This window comes from Bacillus sp. K7 (assembly GCF_053903245.1).
On record NZ_CP096406.1, the window covers coordinates 1,447,847 to 1,467,850 of the forward strand.

Annotated in this window: 17 protein-coding genes; 12 read left to right on the forward strand and 5 right to left on the reverse strand. The window is 41.8% G+C overall.

Annotation, left to right across the window (positions count from 1 at the left end):
• Positions 1-12 precede the first annotated feature (12 nt).
• Positions 13-216, reverse strand: coding sequence for a hypothetical protein (locus M1D98_RS07355; RefSeq protein WP_121642466.1), 204 nt, complete (start codon positions 214-216; stop codon positions 13-15).
• Between the two features lie 164 nt (positions 217-380).
• On the opposite strand from M1D98_RS07355, the gene papB reads away from it, so the two are divergent.
• Positions 381-1,475 (forward strand): di/tri-peptidase, encoded by a 1,095-nt coding sequence (papB, locus tag M1D98_RS07360; protein ID WP_121642467.1) that lies wholly within the window; start codon positions 381-383, stop codon positions 1,473-1,475.
• Between the two features lie 49 nt (positions 1,476-1,524).
• Here papB and M1D98_RS07365 read toward each other — a convergent pair whose 3' ends face one another.
• Positions 1,525-1,650, reverse strand: a complete 126-nt coding sequence (locus M1D98_RS07365; RefSeq protein WP_268522771.1) for a hypothetical protein — start codon at positions 1,648-1,650, stop codon at positions 1,525-1,527.
• 106 nt (positions 1,651-1,756) lie between these two features.
• Here M1D98_RS07365 and M1D98_RS07370 point away from each other — a divergent pair, with 106 nt between their 5' ends.
• The 9 genes from M1D98_RS07370 (at position 1,757) to M1D98_RS07410 (ending at position 13,053) form a co-directional block, all read left to right on the forward strand.
• Positions 1,757-2,722 (forward strand): LacI family DNA-binding transcriptional regulator, encoded by a 966-nt coding sequence (locus M1D98_RS07370; protein WP_121642468.1) that lies wholly within the window; start codon positions 1,757-1,759, stop codon positions 2,720-2,722.
• Between the two features lie 62 nt (positions 2,723-2,784).
• A complete protein-coding gene (glcT, locus tag M1D98_RS07375) occupies positions 2,785-3,651 on the forward strand; it encodes a glucose PTS transporter transcription antiterminator GlcT (RefSeq protein ID WP_121642469.1) in 867 nt (288 codons plus the stop codon).
• 229 nt (positions 3,652-3,880) lie between these two features.
• A complete protein-coding gene (gene ptsG / locus M1D98_RS07380) occupies positions 3,881-5,980 on the forward strand; it encodes a PTS glucose transporter subunit IIABC (RefSeq protein WP_010328520.1) in 2,100 nt (699 codons plus the stop codon).
• Positions 5,981-6,076: 96 nt separating this feature from the next.
• A complete protein-coding gene (locus M1D98_RS07385; protein WP_003218637.1) occupies positions 6,077-6,343 on the forward strand; it encodes a phosphocarrier protein HPr in 267 nt (88 codons plus the stop codon).
• Complete coding sequence (gene ptsP, locus M1D98_RS07390) at positions 6,343-8,055, forward strand: phosphoenolpyruvate--protein phosphotransferase (protein WP_121642470.1); 1,713 nt, start codon at positions 6,343-6,345, stop codon at positions 8,053-8,055. Before M1D98_RS07385 ends, ptsP begins: the two co-directional genes overlap by 1 nt.
• Positions 8,056-8,145: 90 nt before the next feature.
• Positions 8,146-8,385, forward strand: a complete 240-nt coding sequence (gene splA / locus M1D98_RS07395) for a splAB operon transcriptional regulator SplA (protein ID WP_010328518.1) — start codon at positions 8,146-8,148, stop codon at positions 8,383-8,385.
• Between the two features lie 77 nt (positions 8,386-8,462).
• A complete protein-coding gene (splB, locus tag M1D98_RS07400; RefSeq protein WP_010328517.1) occupies positions 8,463-9,491 on the forward strand; it encodes a spore photoproduct lyase in 1,029 nt (342 codons plus the stop codon).
• Positions 9,492-10,079: 588 nt separating this feature from the next.
• Positions 10,080-12,047: a methyl-accepting chemotaxis protein McpC gene (gene mcpC / locus M1D98_RS07405; protein ID WP_121642471.1), complete on the forward strand. Its 1,968-nt coding sequence runs from the start codon at positions 10,080-10,082 to the stop codon at positions 12,045-12,047.
• A 139-nt stretch (positions 12,048-12,186) separates the two neighbouring features.
• Complete coding sequence (locus M1D98_RS07410; RefSeq protein ID WP_121642472.1) at positions 12,187-13,053, forward strand: NAD(P)-dependent oxidoreductase; 867 nt, start codon at positions 12,187-12,189, stop codon at positions 13,051-13,053.
• Positions 13,054-13,092: 39 nt separating this feature from the next.
• Here M1D98_RS07410 and M1D98_RS07415 read toward each other — a convergent pair whose 3' ends face one another.
• Positions 13,093-13,866 (reverse strand): CAP domain-containing protein, encoded by a 774-nt coding sequence (locus M1D98_RS07415; RefSeq protein WP_121642473.1) that lies wholly within the window; start codon positions 13,864-13,866, stop codon positions 13,093-13,095.
• A 336-nt stretch (positions 13,867-14,202) separates the two neighbouring features.
• Here M1D98_RS07415 and M1D98_RS07420 point away from each other — a divergent pair, with 336 nt between their 5' ends.
• Positions 14,203-16,323 carry a peptidoglycan D,D-transpeptidase FtsI family protein gene (locus tag M1D98_RS07420; RefSeq protein ID WP_121642474.1) on the forward strand — a complete coding sequence of 707 codons (2,121 nt, stop codon included), beginning with the start codon at positions 14,203-14,205 and terminating at the stop codon, positions 16,321-16,323.
• 163 nt (positions 16,324-16,486) lie between these two features.
• Positions 16,487-18,307: a sporulation histidine kinase KinA gene (gene kinA / locus M1D98_RS07425; RefSeq protein ID WP_121642475.1), complete on the forward strand. Its 1,821-nt coding sequence runs from the start codon at positions 16,487-16,489 to the stop codon at positions 18,305-18,307.
• A 9-nt stretch (positions 18,308-18,316) separates the two neighbouring features.
• Here kinA and M1D98_RS07430 read toward each other — a convergent pair whose 3' ends face one another.
• Entirely contained in the window at positions 18,317-19,498 is a 1,182-nt protein-coding gene (locus tag M1D98_RS07430) for an aminotransferase A (protein ID WP_039073777.1), read from the reverse strand.
• Positions 19,499-19,699: 201 nt separating this feature from the next.
• A complete protein-coding gene (locus M1D98_RS07435; protein ID WP_010328510.1) occupies positions 19,700-19,861 on the reverse strand; it encodes a hypothetical protein in 162 nt (53 codons plus the stop codon).
• Between the last annotated feature and the right edge of the window lie 143 nt (positions 19,862-20,004).

Here is a 20,004-nt window from a genome sequence, read left to right on the forward strand (position 1 = left end):
GTTTTTTATGTATCAAGCTTTTCCTTTGTGTTTGTCTTTTTCAGGTCTTTTCGTAACGAGGATGAGTGCAAGGATGCAGCATAGGCAGCCCGCTGCACAGCCTATGATCGAGCTGTAATAATAAAAACCAACCATCTTCATGCCAATAAAAGGAGCGGAAATTCCCAAAACCGTTAAGAGCATAACTGCTTTTCGCCTAAAAAAATTCATCAGCAAAACGGAACAACTCCCTGCGTTTGAACTCTACTGCCAGTATACAGGATGGGAGAGAGGAAATAAAATGGATCTGAAAATGAAGCGCCGCAAAAGGCAAACACCTGTAAAACCTGTTACAATGAAAAGATAGAATGATGTATTGAAATGGCAGGGAGGAACAAAAAGTGAATAGAATACAACGCGTCTCTTCATGGCTGAAGGAAGCAGGGCATACTGCCGCATTTATTCATACGAAAGAAAATGTTTTTTACTTAACCGGCTTTTACACAGAGCCGCATGAAAGATTAATGGGCTTATTTATTTTTCAAGAAGAAGAGCCTTTCTTTGTTTGTCCCGGAATGGAAGCAGACCAGGCCCGCAACGCAGGATGGAATCATGAAATCATTGGCTATGCGGATCACGAAAATCCGTGGGAGCTGATAGAGAAAGCCTTGAAAAAGCGACATATCGGCATACATACACTTGCGGTAGAAAAGGACTCGATCTCACTGTCACGAGGAGAACAGCTGAAGCACTCTGTCGGCGGGGCTCAGTTTGTTTCAGTCGAAGAAACACTCAATCAATTTCGGCTCATTAAAGACGACAAGGAAATTCGTTTGCTGCAAGAGGCGGCAAAGCTTGCTGATTTCGGTGTTGAAGTCGGCACAGCCGCTTTACGTGAAGGCATTAGTGAAGTGGAAGTGCTCGCTCAAATCGAGTATGAGTTGAAGAAAAAAGGGATTCAGGGCATGTCTTTCTCCACAATGGTTTTATTCGGGGAAAAATCAGGCCAGCCCCACGGAAATCCGGGCACAGCCACATTGAAGAAAGGTGATTTTGTTTTATTTGATCTCGGGGTTATTCTTGACGGGTACTGCTCTGATATTACAAGAACATTTGCATACAAGAGCATCAATTCGAAGCAAGAAGAGATTTATGAGACGGTGCTTCAAGCGGAAAAAGCCGCGATTGAGGCAAGCAAACCCGGAGTCAGAATCGGAGATCTGGATTTAACTGCCCGCGGTATCATTGAAAAGGCGGGATACGGTGATTATTTTCCTCACCGGCTGGGACACGGACTCGGGATTTCTGTCCATGAGTACCCATCAATGAGCCAAGCCAACGATACACTGCTGCAGGAAGGCATGGTCTACACGATCGAACCAGGGATTTATGTGCCTGAGATCGGCGGCGTGCGCATAGAGGATGACGTTCATGTGACAAAAAACGGAGCGGTTGCTCTGACCCAATTTCCGAAGGAATTGATCATACTGCCATAACAGGAATAAAAAAGGACTTTGTTCTCGACATCGTCCTTTTTTATCTGCATTAAATAAAAAAATCATCAAATGTTCGAAATGGTTCGATTTCATGTTTTTGGTTGAGCGGTTTTACAGCAAGATAGCTGCCGCCGAGAACAGTTAAACATAATCCAATTAAAATGAAGAAACCCATGTAATCCTTCTCCTTTCAGCTAAAAACATAAAATATGTCTGGTATGTTCATATCATATTGTATGAAACGCATTCCAGATCAAGGGGTTTTAGAAAGAAGGGAATCTATGGCCAATATTAAAGACATTGCAGAAAAAGCCGGTGTCTCCATTACAACGGTTTCCCGAGTCATCAACAACCATCCTTACGTCAGCGAAGATAAAAGAAATAGGGTGTTTGAGGCAATGGAAGCGTTGGCGTACACGAGAAATATCCATGCCGTACATTTATCGAAAGGATATTCAAACATGATTGGCGTTGTCTTGCCGACGATTAATTTGCCTTATTTTGCAGAGCTGATTGCAGGCATAGCTGATGCAGCCGAGGGATCCGGGATTCACCTCTCCTTATTCCAAACCAACTACGATGTTCAGAAAGAAATTTTTGCGCTGACCCAGTTAAAAGAGCGCCAAGTTGACGGCTTGATTTTTTGTTCGAAAGCGCTTGCTGATGAGAGGCTCATGGATTGGAAGGGCCCGATATTGCTTTGCCAGAATTCAGATATCGGCCGTTTTTCAACCATCAGCATCCCTCACGAACAAGCATTCAGGTACGGCTTGGACTATTTAATGGCCAAAGGCCATAAAAAAATAGCCATCTGTTTGGCAAGAAAGAAGGGCATGAACAGCCATTTTCGAATCAAAGCCTATAGAGAAGCATTGGAAGAGATCGGAGAGGCATTTCATGAAGATTGGGTGATCGAGAAAGCGATTTCAATCAATGATGGGAAGGCGCTCTTTCATAAGTGGAAAAATTGGAAGGAGAAGCCGACGGCTATTTTTGTCGCCAATGATCAAGTTTCAGCAGGGCTTTTACTTGAAGCAAAGGCGCGGCGGGTATTGGTGCCAGATGAGCTTGCCATTTTAAGCGTTGATAACCATGAAATCAGCCAATCGCTTGGTATCACAACGATCGACATTCAAACAAAGGAAATGGGAAAGCAGGCGTTTGCGATGCTGGAAAAAAGAATTCAGGGACAGCCGATTGAAAAGAAAGTTCTCGATTACCGCCTCATCGAAAGATCGACTGTTTAGTGAAAGCGCTGAAAAAATGTTTGACGTGCATTCCGTTCGTTATGTACGATATGAGGTATTGAATGACAAAGGAGCTGAGGATCGTGAATGGGTCCTTTACAGTGAAAAAGGTACTGAATAATAACGTATTAATTGCTTCTCATCATAAATACAGTGAAGTCGTTTTAATCGGAAAAGGGATTGGTTTCGGAAAAAAACAAGATGACGTCATTGAAGATAAAGGCTACGAGAAAATGTTCATTTTAAAAGACGAAAAGGAACAAAAACAGTTTAAAAAGCTCCTTGACTATGTTGATGAAAAGCTTGTTGATATTTCAAACGATGTCATTTATCACATCAGCAATAGGACGAACCACTCATTAAATGAACATATTCACATTGCGCTGACTGACCATATCGCATTTGCGATCAAAAGACAGCAGCAGGGCTTTGATATGAAAAATCCATTTTTAATGGAGACTCAATCACTATACCCTGAAGAATACCAAATAGCCAAAGAAGTCATAGATATGATCAATGAAAAAGCGGGAATCTTCCTTCCAGAAGGAGAGATCGGTTTTATCGCCCTTCATATTCATTCGGCCCTGACCAACCGTCCGTTGTCCGAAGTCAATCAGCACTCGCAGCTGATGACGCAGCTGGTCGAGGTGATTGAAGACTCATTTCAAATGAAAGTGAACAAAGAAAGTGTCAACTATTTGCGGCTGATCCGCCATATCAGATTTACAATAGAAAGAATTAAAAAAGAAGAACCGACTAAAGAACCAGAAAAATTAATGTTGTTATTGAAAAATGAATATCCGCTATGCTACAATACAGCTTGGAAATTGATTAAAATCTTGCAGCAAACATTAAAGAAACCAGTTCATGAGGCGGAAGCGGTTTATCTGACGCTTCATCTGTACCGATTAACCAATAAAATTTCATAAAATCAGTTTATCCTTATAACGTGTTACTGATCCGATCAGGCATGAGTGATTGAGGGGAAAAAACGGGAAATCAATTCTCGTTCTTTTGTGCACCCAATTTTGCTCATGCCCTTTTTGTTGTGTAAAAGGGCAAATGTAAACGGTTAAACTGGGAGATTTACGCCTGTGAATTCGTTGTCATGATTTTTAGCTGTAAGGTCAGACTAGTAAAAAGAGGAGGTCAATTCTTATGTTTAAAGCATTATTCGGCGTTCTTCAAAAAATCGGGCGCGCGCTTATGCTTCCAGTTGCGATCCTTCCGGCTGCGGGTATCCTGCTTGCGATCGGAAATGCCATGCAAAATAAGGACATGATTGAAGTCCTGCATTTCTTGAGCAATGACAATGTCCAGCTCGTAGCAGGTGTTATGGAAAGCGCTGGACAGATTGTTTTTGATAATCTTCCGCTCCTATTCGCAGTAGGTGTAGCCATCGGGCTTGCCAACGGTGATGGAGTTGCAGGGATTGCAGCAATTATCGGTTATTTGGTGATGAACGTATCCATGAGTGCGGTTCTTCTTGCAAACGGAACCATTCCTTCCGATTCAATCGAAAGAGCCAAGTTTTTCACGGAGAACCATCCAGCATATGTAAATATGCTTGGTATACCTACCTTGGCGACAGGCGTGTTCGGCGGTATTATCGTCGGTGTGTTAGCTGCCTTATTGTTCAACAGATTTTATACAATTGAACTGCCGCAATATCTTGGTTTCTTTGCGGGTAAACGCTTCGTTCCAATTGTTACGTCAATTTCTGCACTGATTCTGGGTCTTATTATGTTAGTGATCTGGCCTCCTATCCAAAATGGATTGAATGCCTTTTCAACAGGATTAGTGGAAGCGAATCCAACCCTTGCGGCATTTATCTTCGGGGTAATTGAACGTTCGCTCATTCCATTCGGTTTGCACCACATTTTCTATTCGCCGTTCTGGTATGAATTCTTCAGCTATAAGAGTGCAGCAGGGGAAATCATCCGCGGGGATCAGCGTATCTTTATGGCGCAGATTAAAGACGGCGTACAGTTAACAGCAGGTACGTTCATGACAGGTAAATATCCATTTATGATGTTCGGTCTGCCTGCCGCGGCGCTTGCGATTTATCATGAAGCAAAACCGAAAAACAAAAAACTCGTTGCGGGTATTATGGGTTCTGCGGCCTTAACCTCTTTCTTAACAGGGATCACAGAGCCATTGGAATTCTCATTCCTATTCGTTGCCCCTGTATTGTTTGCGATCCACTGTGTGTTCGCAGGGCTTTCATTTATGGTCATGCAGCTGTTGAATGTTAAAATTGGGATGACATTCTCCGGCGGTCTTATTGACTACTTCCTATTCGGTATCTTGCCGAACCGGACGGCATGGTGGCTTGTCATCCCTGTCGGCTTAGCGATTGCGGTCGTTTACTACTTCGGATTCCGATTTGCCATCCGCAAATTTAATCTGAAAACACCGGGACGCGAAGATGCTGCTGCTGAAACTGCAGCAACTGGGAAAACAGGTGAAGCTGGAGATCTTCCTTATGAGATCCTGCAGGCAATGGGTGACCAGGAAAATATCAAACACCTTGATGCTTGTATCACTCGTCTGCGTGTGACTGTAAACGATCAGAAAAAGGTTGATAAAGACCGTCTGAAACAGCTTGGCGCTTCCGGCGTGCTGGAAGTCGGCAACAACATTCAGGCTATTTTCGGACCTCGCTCTGACGGTTTAAAAACACAAATGCAAGATATCATTGCGGGACGCAAGCCAAGACCTGAACCGACAACATCTGCCCAAGAAGAAGTAGGTCAGCAGGTTGAGGAAGTCATTGCAGAACCACTGCAAAATGAAATCGGCGAGGAAGTTTTCGTTTCTCCGATTACCGGGGAAATCCACCCGATTACCGATGTTCCTGATCAAGTCTTCTCAGGAAAAATGATGGGCGACGGTTTTGCGGTTCTCCCTTCAGAAGGTGTTGTTGTATCGCCGGTTCGAGGAAAAATTCTAAATGTGTTCCCGACAAAACACGCGATTGGCCTGCAATCCGACGGCGGAAGAGAAATTTTGATCCACTTTGGCATTGATACGGTCAGCCTGAAGGGTGAAGGATTTACGTCTTTCGTATCAGAAGGAGACCGCGTTGAGCCCGGACAAAAACTTCTTGAAGTTGATCTTGACGCAGTCAAACCGAATGTACCATCTCTCATGACACCGATTGTGTTTACGAATCTTGCTGAAGGAGAATCAGTCAGCATTAAGGCAAGCGGTTCGGTCAAAAGAGAACAAGAAGAAATTGTGAAGATTGAAAAATAAGGTGTTAGTACGCTGTGCTTGTCAGATGACAAGTACAGCTGTATGATATAATATTGTGAAGTAATATAGCTTTAAGTTAAAAGGAGAATGATAAAAATGGCACAAAAAACATTTAAAGTAACTGCAGATTCTGGAATCCACGCTCGTCCTGCGACAGTTCTAGTACAAACTGCAAGCAAATACGACGCTGACGTTAATTTAGAATATAACGGCAAAACAGTAAACCTTAAATCTATCATGGGTGTTATGTCTCTTGGAATCGCTAAAGGCGCTGAGATCACAATCTCTGCTACTGGTGCTGACGAAAACGATGCTCTTAACGCTTTAGAAGAAACAATGAAAAGCGAAGGACTTGGCGAGTAATGCTAGAATTAAAAGGGATTGGCGCTTCAGCCGGCATCGCGATTGCAAAAGCGTACCGGCTTGAAGAGCCAGATTTAACGGTTGAAAAGAAAAACATCTCTGATTCTGAAGCGGAAGTAAGCCGTTTTGATGAAGCGATTGCACGTTCAAAAGAAGAGCTCGAAAAAATTAAAGAGCACGCTTTGAAAGAACTTGGTCAGGATAAAGCTGACATTTTTTCTGCTCACCTTTTAGTTCTCAGTGACCCTGAGCTGCTAAACCCTGTGAAAGAAAAAATCAGCACTGATTCAGTGAACGCTGAATTCGCTTTAAAAGAAACGTCTTCTATGTTCGTTACTATGTTTGAATCAATGGACAACGAATATATGAAAGAGCGTGCGGCTGATATTCGCGACGTAACAAAACGCGTAACCGGCCACCTGCTTGGCGTCGAAATTCCAAACCCGAGCATGATCTCAGAAGAGGTTATTATTGTAGCTGAAGACTTAACACCGTCTGACACAGCTCAATTAAACCGCGAGTTCGTAAAAGGATTCACGACTGATATCGGCGGACGTACATCTCACTCTGCCATCATGGCTCGTTCTCTTGAGATTCCAGCAGTTGTCGGTACGAAAACGGCTACAGGCACGATCCAAAACGGCGTGACTGTTATCGTTGACGGTATCAATGGTGATGTCATTATCGATCCATCTGCGGAAACTGTAAAAGAGTATGAAGAAAAACATAATGCTTATTTGGCTCAAAAAGCTGAGTGGGCGAAGCTTGTCAATGAACCGACTATCTCAAAAGACGGCCATCATGTAGAACTTGCAGCAAACATCGGTACGCCTGATGATGTAAAAGGCGTTCTTGAAAACGGCGGAGAAGCAGTTGGCCTTTACCGTACAGAATTCCTTTACATGGGAAGAGATCAGCTGCCTACAGAAGATGAGCAATTTGATGCTTACAAAACGGTTCTTGAGCGTATGGAAGGAAAATCAGTTGTCGTGCGGACACTTGATATCGGCGGAGACAAAGAGCTTCCTTACCTGCAGCTTCCTAAAGAAATGAACCCGTTCTTGGGTTACAGAGCGATTCGTCTTTGCCTTGAAGAGCAAGAAATCTTCAGAACACAGCTTCGCGCGCTGCTTCGTGCAAGTACATACGGAAACTTGAAAATCATGTTCCCTATGATTGCGACAGTTAATGAATTCAAAGAAGCAAAAGCGATCCTGCTTGAAGAGAAAGAAAAGCTTGTCAAAGCGGGACAGGCTGTATCTGATGATATTGAAGTCGGTATGATGGTTGAAATTCCGTCAACTGCAGTCATCGCTGATCAGTTTGCTAAAGAAGTTGATTTCTTCAGTATTGGAACAAATGATTTGATCCAGTACACTATGGCTGCTGACCGTATGAATGAACGTGTATCTTACCTGTATCAGCCATACAACCCGGCAATCCTGCGCTTAATTACACTCGTCATTGAAGCGGCGCACAAAGAAGGAAAATGGGTTGGCATGTGCGGAGAAATGGCAGGAGACGAGATTGCGATTCCAATCCTTCTCGGCTTAGGCTTAGATGAGTTCTCAATGAGCGCAACTTCTATCCTTCCGGCTAGAACGCAAATCAGCAAATTGTCTAAACAAGAAGCTGAATCATTCAAAGAGAAAATCTTATCCATGAGCACGACAGAAGAAGTTGTCGCGTTCGTAAAAGAAACATTCAAGTAATATACAAAAACCAGACGGCCTCCGGCCTGTCTGGTTTTTTTCATAAGCAAGGGTATAAAAGGGCACAATAACATGGCTAGGAGGGATAGTATGTCAAACCAATTTAACGCAGGAGATCAGGTGTATGTGATCTACAGAAATCCGCACGCCGCCAATGTTGCCCACATAAAGGAAGCAGAAATTGTGCATCACCCATACCATGAAGGTGAGCTTTCTCTGTTTATTTTTGAGACCTATCATCCGTTTGCAGAGGATGATGCTGTGTTTGCAAGCTATGAAGAAGCGAAATCACTTTACAAAGAACTATTTGATATCGATCCTTATGAGTAACAAGGAAATCATTACAACTCATATCCTTTCCGTCTTATGAGAAAAGTAACGTTAGTAAAGGAAAAGGATGTGGCATTATGCAGAACCCATTTGTTCCGCAGCTTGTGTATATTGAACCGAGAGCGCTGGAATACCCGTTGGCCCAAGAACTGCAGGATAAATTTGAGAACATGGGCATTGAAATCAGAGAAACGACATCCCACAATCAGGTGCGTAATATTCCTGGGAAAAACCACCTTCAACAATATCGCAATGCGAAATCAACTTTAGTCATCGGTGTCAGAAAAACATTAAAGTTTGACTCTTCCAAACCCTCGGCTGAATATGCCATTCCGTTTGCAACAGGCTGCATGGGGCATTGCCATTACTGCTACCTGCAAACAACCATGGGATCAAAGCCGTATATCAGAACTTATGTCAATGTCGAAGAGATTTTAGATCAGGCAGATAAGTATATGAAGGAGCGAGCACCGGAGTTCACAAGGTTTGAAGCTTCATGTACATCAGATATTGTCGGAATTGATCACCTGACTCACACGTTGAAGCGCGCCATTGAACATTTTGGACAAAGTGATCTCGGAAAGCTTAGATTTGTAACGAAATTCCATCATGTCGATCACCTTTTAGACGCAAAGCATAACGGGAAAACAAGATTTAGATTCAGTATTAATGCCGACTATGTAATTAAAAACTTTGAGCCGGGAACCTCACCTCTTGATAAACGGATAGAGGCCGCTGTAAAAGTTGCAAAAGCAGGGTATCCGCTAGGCTTTATAGTAGCGCCAATTTATATTCATGAAGGCTGGGAAGAAGGATACAGACATTTGTTTGAAAAGCTTGACGCTGCTTTGCCGCAGGACGTTAGACATGATATTACGTTTGAATTAATACAGCACCGTTTTACCAAACCAGCCAAACGGGTGATTGAGAAGAATTATCCAAAGACAAAACTCGAATTAGATGAAGAAAAGCGGCGTTATAAATGGGGCCGTTACGGGATCGGAAAATATATTTATCAGAAAGATGAAGAACATGATCTTCGGGAAACGCTTGAATCCTATATTGATGCTTATTTCCCTAATGCGAAACTCGAATATTTCACTTAATCGGGCTGTTGTGATGAACAGCTCGCTTTTTTATATTAAAAGAATTTTTCCATTCCATTAAGACACCGACATTCAATCATTCTTTATCCTCGAAATCATTGCCGATTACATGAATCAGTGAACGGCCGCACTGGAGGTGAAAGAGGGCACATGGGCTTTTTTCTTGCCCTTTATCACATCTTCATGTATTGTACAGCACTGATCTGGTGTGCGAATCTATGATAGAAGGAATACGCCCGCCGCCGAGAAGCGCACAAGCCGTTTCTCAACAGTCAGCTCATACATAGTGTTCATGAGCCATTTTCCAATTCGAAGCAATCAAAACTGAAGTATTCACTACAATGAAAGTATTTCCATCTCTTTGATTATTAGAAATCAGCTCCATTTTGTCGGCCTCTGAATCATCGCCCCAACTTACGGCCGTTATGCACATACATTTTTTTATATGGCCATTCCTCTCCTTATGATGTTTCAACCAAAAATGAGATTGAATTTTCAGTAAATATATTCCGTTTTTCATATAATTTATTTTTTGATTATTCATTTTTTAAACGAAAGGACCGATATAGAAAGTAGGAGGGGATTGGTTTGTTTAAAAAACTTCACATGAAGATTGCTGTTTTTGTTTCGATCATGTTAATCGTCACAGTTGGTCTTTTAATGCTGTCTTCGTATCTGACACTAAAACCGATGATTACAGAGGATGGGAAAAATACTACTCAAAACGTGACGCAGTCACTTGAACAAAATATTGAATTGCAATTAAAAAATTATGCCACATCGTTATCAAGATTGGCTAACGGGGAATTAACTTATACGTTTGTAACGAAACCAAGCAAAGAAGCTTCTCGGCTGTTTAACGATGATATTAAACAAATCAAAGATCATGATGATTATGTTGCGATGGCTTACATAGGCACCGCCAAAAAAGAAATGTTTACATATCCGAAAGCCGATTTTGCTGATGATTATGATCCAACCTCGAGACCATGGTATAAGCTTGCAGCTGAAACCCCTGATCAAGTCGTTTGGACGGAGCCTTATCAAGATGTCGTGACGGGAGATATGATTGTCACCGCTTCGAAAGCGGTTCTTGACGGGCAAAAAGTGATGGGGGTTGCCAGCTACGATTTGAAGCTCTCCGCCATCCAGAGCATGGTCAATAAGCAAAAGGTGCCCTACAATGGATTTGCCTTTTTAGCTGATGCGGGCGGCAATCTTTTAGCCCATCCGTCAAATCAAGGGAAAAATATATCAAAGGATCAAACACTGAACACCATTGCATCTGACAAAAAAGGGATACAGGATGACAATGGGAAAATGGTTGTGTACCAAACGATTGCAGAAACGGGCTGGAAAGTCGGAACGCAATTTGATACTGACAAATTAATGTGGATTTCCGATAAAATGAATCGGGCGAATCTTTTGATATCATTGATTGCGCTTGTCACTACAATCATTCTCAGCTACTTTCTGGCCAAAACGATAACCGGTCCAATACAGCAGCTGATTGCAAAAACAAAGGCAGTTTCCGCAGGCGATTTAACCGTTCATGCTGAATCTAAATCCAAGGATGAAGTCGGGATTCTCACTAGAGACTTTAACCAGATGGTAGAAAATATGAAGGAAATGGTAGAACAAGTGAGACTGTCTTCAGGGAAAGTATCTGATACCTCTGAGCAGTTAACAGCTGTCTCCGCCGAAACAAATGAAACAAGCGGACAGATTGCAAAAGCGATTGAAGAAGTGGCAGCAGGGGCATCGGAACAAGCTTCAGAAGTAGAGACCATTAACGAAAAATCAGAAAGTCTGTCAACAAAAATCAGACAAATTGCTGCGGAGGCAGGCGGAATGAAAGAACGCTCAAAATCGTCTGAGGATGCAAGCTATAAAGGGCTTGATGCGCTTGGCCAGCTGCTGATGAAGTCAAACGAAGCCAACACGGAAACGAAAAAAGTTGAAACAATGCTGCTTGATTTAGAAAATCAAACAAAGAATATTGAAGAAGTGGTTACAGCGATCTCGAATATTTCTGACCAAACGAACTTGCTTGCCTTAAATGCCAGCATTGAGGCTGCCAGAGCCGGAGAAAGCGGACGAGGATTTGCTGTCGTAGCCGAAGAAGTACGGAAGCTTGCTGAGCAATCTGCGCTTTCGACAAAGCATATCAGCGAGACTGTGAAGCTTATCCAGGTTGAGACGAAAGAAGCTTCTCACGCAATGGTTGAGGCAAGCAGAATGAATGATGAACAAAACAGTGCCATTCATGAGACTGGAGAAGTATTAAACACGATTACCGTGGAAATGCAGTCACTTGTTCAAGGCATTGACCACATTTACGAAGAAATTCAAAGAATGAGTAACGAACAGCTCGCGATTTCTGAAGCCATTCAAAGCATTTCAGCCATATCACAGGAATCAGCCGCTGCAGCAGAAGAAGTGAATGCATCAACTGATGAGCAGCTGATCACCCTTGATAAAGTCAAACACTCAACGGAAACATTAAAGCATGCAAGCCAAGAGCTGATGAACACAATTGCGAAATTCACATTGTAACCCTTACATCCCCAAAAACTTGGGGATTTTTTTATGTGAAGAGTCTACTATACGAAGAATAGATATGGTAGTCTAGAAAATGAAGGAAATATGATAAATTTTAACTAAAATCCAAATAAAGCCTCTGGGAGGAATGACTTTGAAAAAAACAATTGGTTTTATCGGTCTTGGCGTGATGGGAAAGAGCATGGCATCACATATTCTGAATGACGGGCATCCTGTATTGGTGTACACCCGGACAAAAGAAAAAGCAGATACCATCCTGGAAAAAGGCGCGGTATGGAAAGAAACCGTCAAAGATCTTTCAAAAGAAGCGGACGTTATCATTACAATGGTCGGCTATCCCAGTGACGTTGAAGAAGTGTATTTCGGAAACAGCGGAATCATTGAAAACGCAAAAAAAGGCGCATATCTGGTTGATATGACGACATCTAAGCCTTCGCTTGCGAAGAAGATTGCTGAAGCGGCTAAAGAAAAAGCATTATTCGCTTTAGATGCCCCTGTTTCCGGCGGAGATATCGGTGCACAATACGGAACACTCGCAATTATGGTTGGTGGAGAAAAAGAAGCCTTTGAGGCCTGCATGCCGATTTTTTCTTTAATGGGAGAAAATATTCAATACCAAGGACCGGCTGGAAGCGGCCAGCATACCAAGATGTGTAATCAGATTGCAATTGCAGCTGGAATGATCGGTGTGGCTGAAGCGATGGCATATGCACAAAAATCTGGCTTGCAGCCGGAAAATGTCCTGAAAAGCATCACAACGGGCGCAGCGGGAAGCTGGTCATTGTCAAATCTTGCTCCCCGTATGCTGCAAGGCAATTTTGAACCGGGCTTTTATGTGAAGCATTTTATTAAAGATATGGGAATTGCGTTGGAGGAAGCGGAATTAATGGGAGAAGAAATGCCAGGCTTATCGCTCGCGAAATCCTTATATGACAAGCTCGCTGCACAAGGTGAAGAAAACAGCGGAACTCAGAGTATATACAAGCTTTGGGTAAAATAAAAAAGATTGCCTGGTACGATACAGGCAATCTTTTTTGTATTATTTTCCGATGAATTGCTGTGTCCAGTAACTTCCGGACTCAACGTAGCCGACACCGATATGAGTAAAGTTAGCGTTTAGGATGTTTTTTCTGTGTCCTTCACTGTTCATCCAGGCTTTCACTACTTCTTCTGGTGTTTTCTGGCCCTTGGCAATGTTTTCACCTGCTGTTTTGTAGCTGATACCGAAAGATTTCATCATATCAAACGGTGAACCGTAAGTTGGGCTTTGATGATCAAAGTAGTTCTTGTCTTTCATATCTTGAGATTTTGCGCGTGCAGATTTGCTTAATGTTTCATCAATTTGAAGCGGCTTTAAGCCTTGTTTTTGTCTTTCTGCATTTGTAAGCTCAACAACTTTTTTCTCATATGCGCTTACAGATGAAGGCGCAGATGTTGTTTTATTTGTTTTTTCAGCAGCTGCAGGTGCTTTAGAAGCAGTATTTTGTTCAGGAGCTGCTTTTTCAGCTGTCTTTTTCGCAGGTTTTGCCGTTTCTGTCTTTTGAACATCCTGAATATTCATGTTAGATTGCTTCGCATGTTTTTGAAGAAGCTTCTTAAGCTCTTTTTCATTTGCAGCGTTTAACGTTTTGATATTTGTTTTAATATGCAATTTTTTGACGATATCGTTAAGGGACATGTTTTGCACTGTGTTCCCCATTTTTACCTTTACCACATGCTGGCAGGAGAGTTCTTTCGCTGATGCTTGCTGTACGCCTCCGAATGTGAATAATCCAACCGCAGCGGCAGCAGATAAAATAAATGCTTTCTTCATTAGTTCATAACCTCCTAGAGTTGTTTGTTTCTACAAAAAAATCATAACATAGCTTTTTTGTCATAAAGCAACCATCACTTTCCTTTGACAAAGAGAGATTGTCATTTTTGTAACTAGTGTGTGCTGAATCCTTGAAAAGCAGGGAATCAGCTGCAAATCATGTTTTATCACACTGTTACATGTCTTCCTTTTTTTTGAATCGTTAGTTAAATTTAAATATGTTTTTATATTGACAGTTTTTTTTATCCCTTTTTGCTGTAACAACTATTACAAAGGTGTTACAATTAATCTCAGTATATGTAAATATATTGAATGATCTGAGAGGGGTAACCAGAAGTGACTGAAATAGGACGTGAACCAAAGAAAAAGAGCAAAGGAAACAGAGCGATCAGAATGAACCTTTTTTTCCTTGCTGTCTTTGTTCTATTCACTGCATTAATTTTCAAGCTTGGTGTTGTTCAAATTGTTGAAGGTGAACAGCATGAAGAAGACGCTGAGGTAGCAAATGCAAAAACAGCGTATTATCCCGCACCTCGAGGGAAGATGTATGACAGAAATCAGAAAGTTGCTGTCGATAACCAGAGCGTGCCTGAAATTGTCTATGTTTCAACATCAAGCACAAAAACAGAGGATAAAATCAAAACAGCGAAGAAGCTTGCTGCTTTCATTCATATTGATACAGAATTTTTGAAGGATAGGGATTTGCGTGATTACTGGATCGCATCCCATCCGAAAAAAGCTGCTGCTCTGCTCAAGGAATCTGAAAGCAATCTGAAAGGGGCGGAGGCTTACAAACTCCAAATCGAGCGTGTTCCGGATGAAGAATTGAAGGCTATTCAGCGAAATGATGAAGAAATGGAAACTGTTGCGATATATACAAGGTTTTCAAGCGGCAATGCTTACGAACCTCAAATTGTAAAGGCGATGAATCCAAATGAAAGCAACAGCACTGGAAAAAATGGCACGCTGCTCGATGAGAAGAAAAGCTCCGCGCAAAGACCAAAAAATGACTTAACATATGATGAAATTTCAATTGTTTCTGAGCATTTAGAAGAGCTTCCGGGAATCGACATCGTAAATGATTGGACACGAAAATACCCTTATGATAAAACCCTCTATTCCGTTTTCGGGGGCGTCACAACACCTGAACAAGGCCTGCTCAGCGACCGGAAAGATTTCTACTTAACAAGAGGTTATGCCAATAATGACAGGGTGGGGAAAAGTTATTTAGAATATCAATATGAAGACTACTTAAATTCCCATAAAGAAAAAGTGCAATACGTAGAAGACAATAAAGGAAATGTCGTCAGCCAAAAAACCATTGATAAGGGCAGCAGGGGATACGATCTACGGCTTTCTTTCGATATGGAGCTCCAGGCAAAAGTAGAAAAGATCATTGAAGAAGAAGTGAGAAACAGCCGTGCACGTGGGAACTATATGCTTGACAGAGCCTTTGTCGTGATGATGGACCCGAATAACGGCGATATTTTATCGATGGCGGGAAAAAAGATAGATTTAGAAACAAACAAAATTCAAGATTATGCGATAGGCGCATTTACGACCCAATATGAAATGGGTTCGGCAGTGAAGGGTGCCACCGTACTTGCCGGCTATCAGGACGGGATTCCGCATTATAAATATTTTGTGGATACACCTCTTTATTTTGCAGGAAACGGTAACAAGCCTAAGAAGTCCTATATGAATATGGGAACTATTAACGAATTAACCGCACTGCAAAAAAGCTCAAACGTATACATGTTTAATGTCGCCATGCATATTGCCGGTGTTACATACAAGCCGCATGGACCTCTTCCCGCTGACCAGAAGGATTTGAACAAAATGAGAAATTACTACAGCCAATTTGGCCTGGGTGTAAAGACAGGTATTGATCTGCCGCAGGAATCAGCCGGTATGCAAACCACGCCTGATGCTGTAGGGGGATTAATATTAGACTTGGCAATCGGTCAATACGATACATACACACCGCTTCAAATGGCGCAGTACATTTCATCCATAGCCAACGGAGGCTATCGTATTCAGCCAAGAATTGTTACAAGTATTCATGAGCCCAGCAATAAAGACGGTCTCGGAAAAACAATTGAACAACGAAAGCCAAACATTCTCAATAAAATTAACAATACAGAAAGTGATATACAGCAGGTAAAGACAGGAATGAAATTAGTTACCGCTTCAGGGACTGCTAAAAATACGTTTACAGAAGATGTTTCCGGAAAAACAGGAACAGCGGAAACATTTTACTATGGCACGAACCGTAATTGGTGGGGGAAAAAAACATATAACCTAACTTTTGTAGGCTATTACCCGTCGAAAAATCCAAAAGTGGCTTTCAGTGTCGTTGTACCTTCTGTAAAGGATGATGATAAGATCAATAAAATTATTGCGAAAAGAGCTATCCACGCTTACGCAGAGCTCGAAAAAAAACACAGCAAAAAATAAAAAAGAGGGTGCACATCTGAATGATTGTGCGCCCTTTCATTTATTCAAAAAATGACGTTCACCATAAGAATAGAAGGAGAATCCTGATTTTCTAGCGAATCATACTAGGTAAAAGTCAATCTGTATATGTCGAAACAAGATGATCATGCAAAGGAGGGATTCTGTGGAACAGGATACGCAGCATGTTAAACCATTTCAAACAAAAACCGATATTCATGCAGTCTTGGCCTCTAATGGACGCATCATTTATATATCTGCCAACTCCAAACTGCATTTGGGCTATCTCCAAGGAGAGATGATCGGATCATTCCTCAAAACGTTCCTGCATGAGGAAGACCAATTTTTAGTTGAAAGCTACTTTTATAATGAACATCATCTGATGCCGTGTACCTTTCGTTTTATAAAAAAAGATCATACGATTGTGTGGGTGGAGGCTGCAGTAGAAATTGTGACGACAAGAGCTGAGCGGACAGAACGGGAAATCATTTTGAAAATGAAAGTTCTTGAAGAAGAAACAGGCCATCAACCCCTAAGCTTCGAAAAACATGAAATCGAGCCTGCAAGCCCGGAATCGACTACATATATAACAGATGATTATGAACGGTTAGTTGAAAATCTCCCGAGTCCGCTATGCATCAGTGTCAAAGGAAAGATCGTCTATGCAAACAGCGCGATGCTTTCAATGCTGGGAGCGAAAAGCAAGGATACTATTATTGGCAAATGGTCCTATGAATTTATTGAAGAAGAATATCACGATATCGTGAAAAACAGGATTATACGAATGCAAAAAGGAATGGAAGTCGGAATGATTGAACAGACGTGGAAAAGGCTTGATGGCACACCTGTTCATTTAGAAGTGAAAGCGTCCCCGACCGTCTACAAAAACCAGCAGGCTGAACTGCTGCTGCTGATCGATATCTCTTCAAGGAAAAAATTCCAAACCATCCTGCAAAAAAGCCGTGAACGATATCAGCTGCTCATTCAAAATTCAATCGATACCATTGCGGTGATTCACAATGGGAAATGGGTGTTTATGAATGAGTCGGGAATCTCACTGTTCGAAGCAGCTACCTATGAGGATTTAATTGGCAAAAACATATATGATCAGCTGCACCCTTGCGATCATGAGGATGTAAAAGAGAGAATTCAAAACATCGCCGAGAAAAAAACAGAATCAGAAATTGTCAAGCAATCCTGGTTTACCTTCCAAAATAGGGTCATCTATACCGAGATGGTCTGCATTCCGACGACCTTTTTTGGTGAAGCGGCAGTCCAAGTCATTCTTCGAGACATTTCTGAGAGAAAACAAACAGAAGAGTTGATGCTGCAATCGGAAAAATTATCAATCGCAGGGCAGCTCGCGGCGGGAATCGCCCATGAGATCCGCAACCCGCTGACAGCGATTAAAGGGTTTTTACAGCTGATGAAACCGACGATGGAAGAAAATGAACACTACTTTGATATTGTGTTTTCTGAACTCAGCCGCATCGAATTAATACTCAGTGAGCTTCTCATGCTGGCGAAACCCCAGCAAAATGCCGTTAAAGAATATTTGAACCTAAAAAAATTAATTGGTGAGGTCTCGGCCCTGTTGGAAACGCAGGCGAATTTGAATGGCATTTTTATCAGAACAAGCTATCAAAAAGACAGCATTTATATAAACGGTGATCAGAATCAATTGAAGCAGGTATTCATTAATTTAATTAAAAATGCGGTTGAATCAATGCCTGACGGAGGAACAGTAGACATTATCATAACTGAGGATGAGCATTCTGTTCATGTCACGATCAAAGATGAAGGAGAAGGCATACCTGAAAAGGTGCTGAACCGAATTGGTGAACCATTTTTAACGACAAAAGAAAAAGGCACGGGGCTTGGGCTGATGGTTACATTTAATATCATTGAAAATCATCAGGGAGCCATCCATGTAGACAGCCAGCCGGAAAAAGGCACAGCGTTTAAAATTTCATTTCCAAAAAAATAAAACAACGGCTTAGACGCCGTTGTTTATTGTCTGCATGGATTCCCGTTTCTTTAATATAAATATTTCCAAGCGGTCCAGCCCTTCTCTTAGCGTATCCAGCGAGTATGCGAAAGACAATCTCACATATCCTTCACCATACTTTGAGAATGAACTGCCCGGCACGAGTGCGACACCAGCATCCTCCAAAAGAGCCATACTAAAATCAAATGAAGACATTCCAAATGATTTAATAGAAGGGAAGATATAAAACGCGCCCGACGGTTTGACAACGTCAAGTCCCATGGAGACAAGGCGGTCATATACATAGTCCAGTCGTTTTTTGTATTGTTCCCTCATAATCAGGGCATCGTCAAAGCCGTTTGTCACAGCTTCAAGCGCGGCTTTTTGAGAAATTGATGACGCACACGACACATTGTATTGATGAACCTTTAAAATGTGCTTAGCAATGTCTTTCGGCGCGAATAAAAATCCAATTCTCCAGCCAGTCATGCTGTGTGATTTTGATAAGCCATTAATGACAATCGTTTGATCCCGCAAATGCGTAGCGATGGAGTAATGCGGCCTGTCATATGTTAATTCACTGTATATTTCATCAGATAATACGAAGACATTTCTGCCTTTTAAAAGGGCAGCGATGCTTTTCAGCTCTTCATCAGATAAAGTCACACCGGTAGGGTTCGACGGATAAGGAAGCACGACACACTTGGTGTTAGGAGTCAGAGCCTCTTCAATCAGGCGGGCAGTAAGCTTAAAGCCGTGAGACCTAGTATCAACAATCACAGGCTTAGCGCCGCACAAATTGATAATCGGTTCATAGCCTGGATAAATCGGGCCCGGCATAATGACTTCATCACCAGGAGATAAAATCGTCCGAAATGCGGCATCAATGGCTTGGCTTGCGCCTGTTGTGATGATGATTTCAGATTCAGCATCATAGTTGAAATCCGCTTTTTTCTTCATATAAATTTGTACAGCTTGTCTCAGCTCCAGGTAGCCGGCGTTCGGAGTATATGACGTCACGTTTTCATCAATGGCTTTTTTTGCGGAAGCTTTCACATGATGCGGCGTAAAAAAGTCTGGCTGGCCGATTGTTAGTGAAATGACATCTTCGTGTTGGGCTACAAGATTTGAGAATTTGCGTATTCCTGAAATTTCAATTTCTCTTGCTTTCGGATTCAGCAAATGTTCCATAATTCATCACCTTAACAAATATAATGAGTTTATCCTATTTTACCACTAGCTGGCTATTTGTCACCTTTTTAGCCGATATATTTCGATTGTATGCGCCTTTTTTCTAAACATACCTTTCTTTACAGAAAAAAAGAAGACAACCAGCGTTTTGATTGTCTTTATTGTATCATGTTCTATTATTGTTTATATGTGCTGCTTTCATTAATAACCATAATCAAAGTGAAGGTCTTCGTGCCAAGTCATATACGGGGGATGCTCTTCTTGAAGGTCAGCTGATTCTTTCTTCATATGCAGGTAAGTCTCTTCACTGATATCTTCTAAAACAGTCATTTCATTTTCTTTGAATATTACTAAGGTACCCATTATTTACACCCTTCTTTGGAAAAATCCTTGACTATTTTATCACTGCTAGTTGGAAAGTCAATGGTTAGTAGGAAAAAAGTTTCTTTTTTAGAGAAACGCGTCTTAACGCTCTCCGAATCCGATTTTGAAGAGCCATACCATTC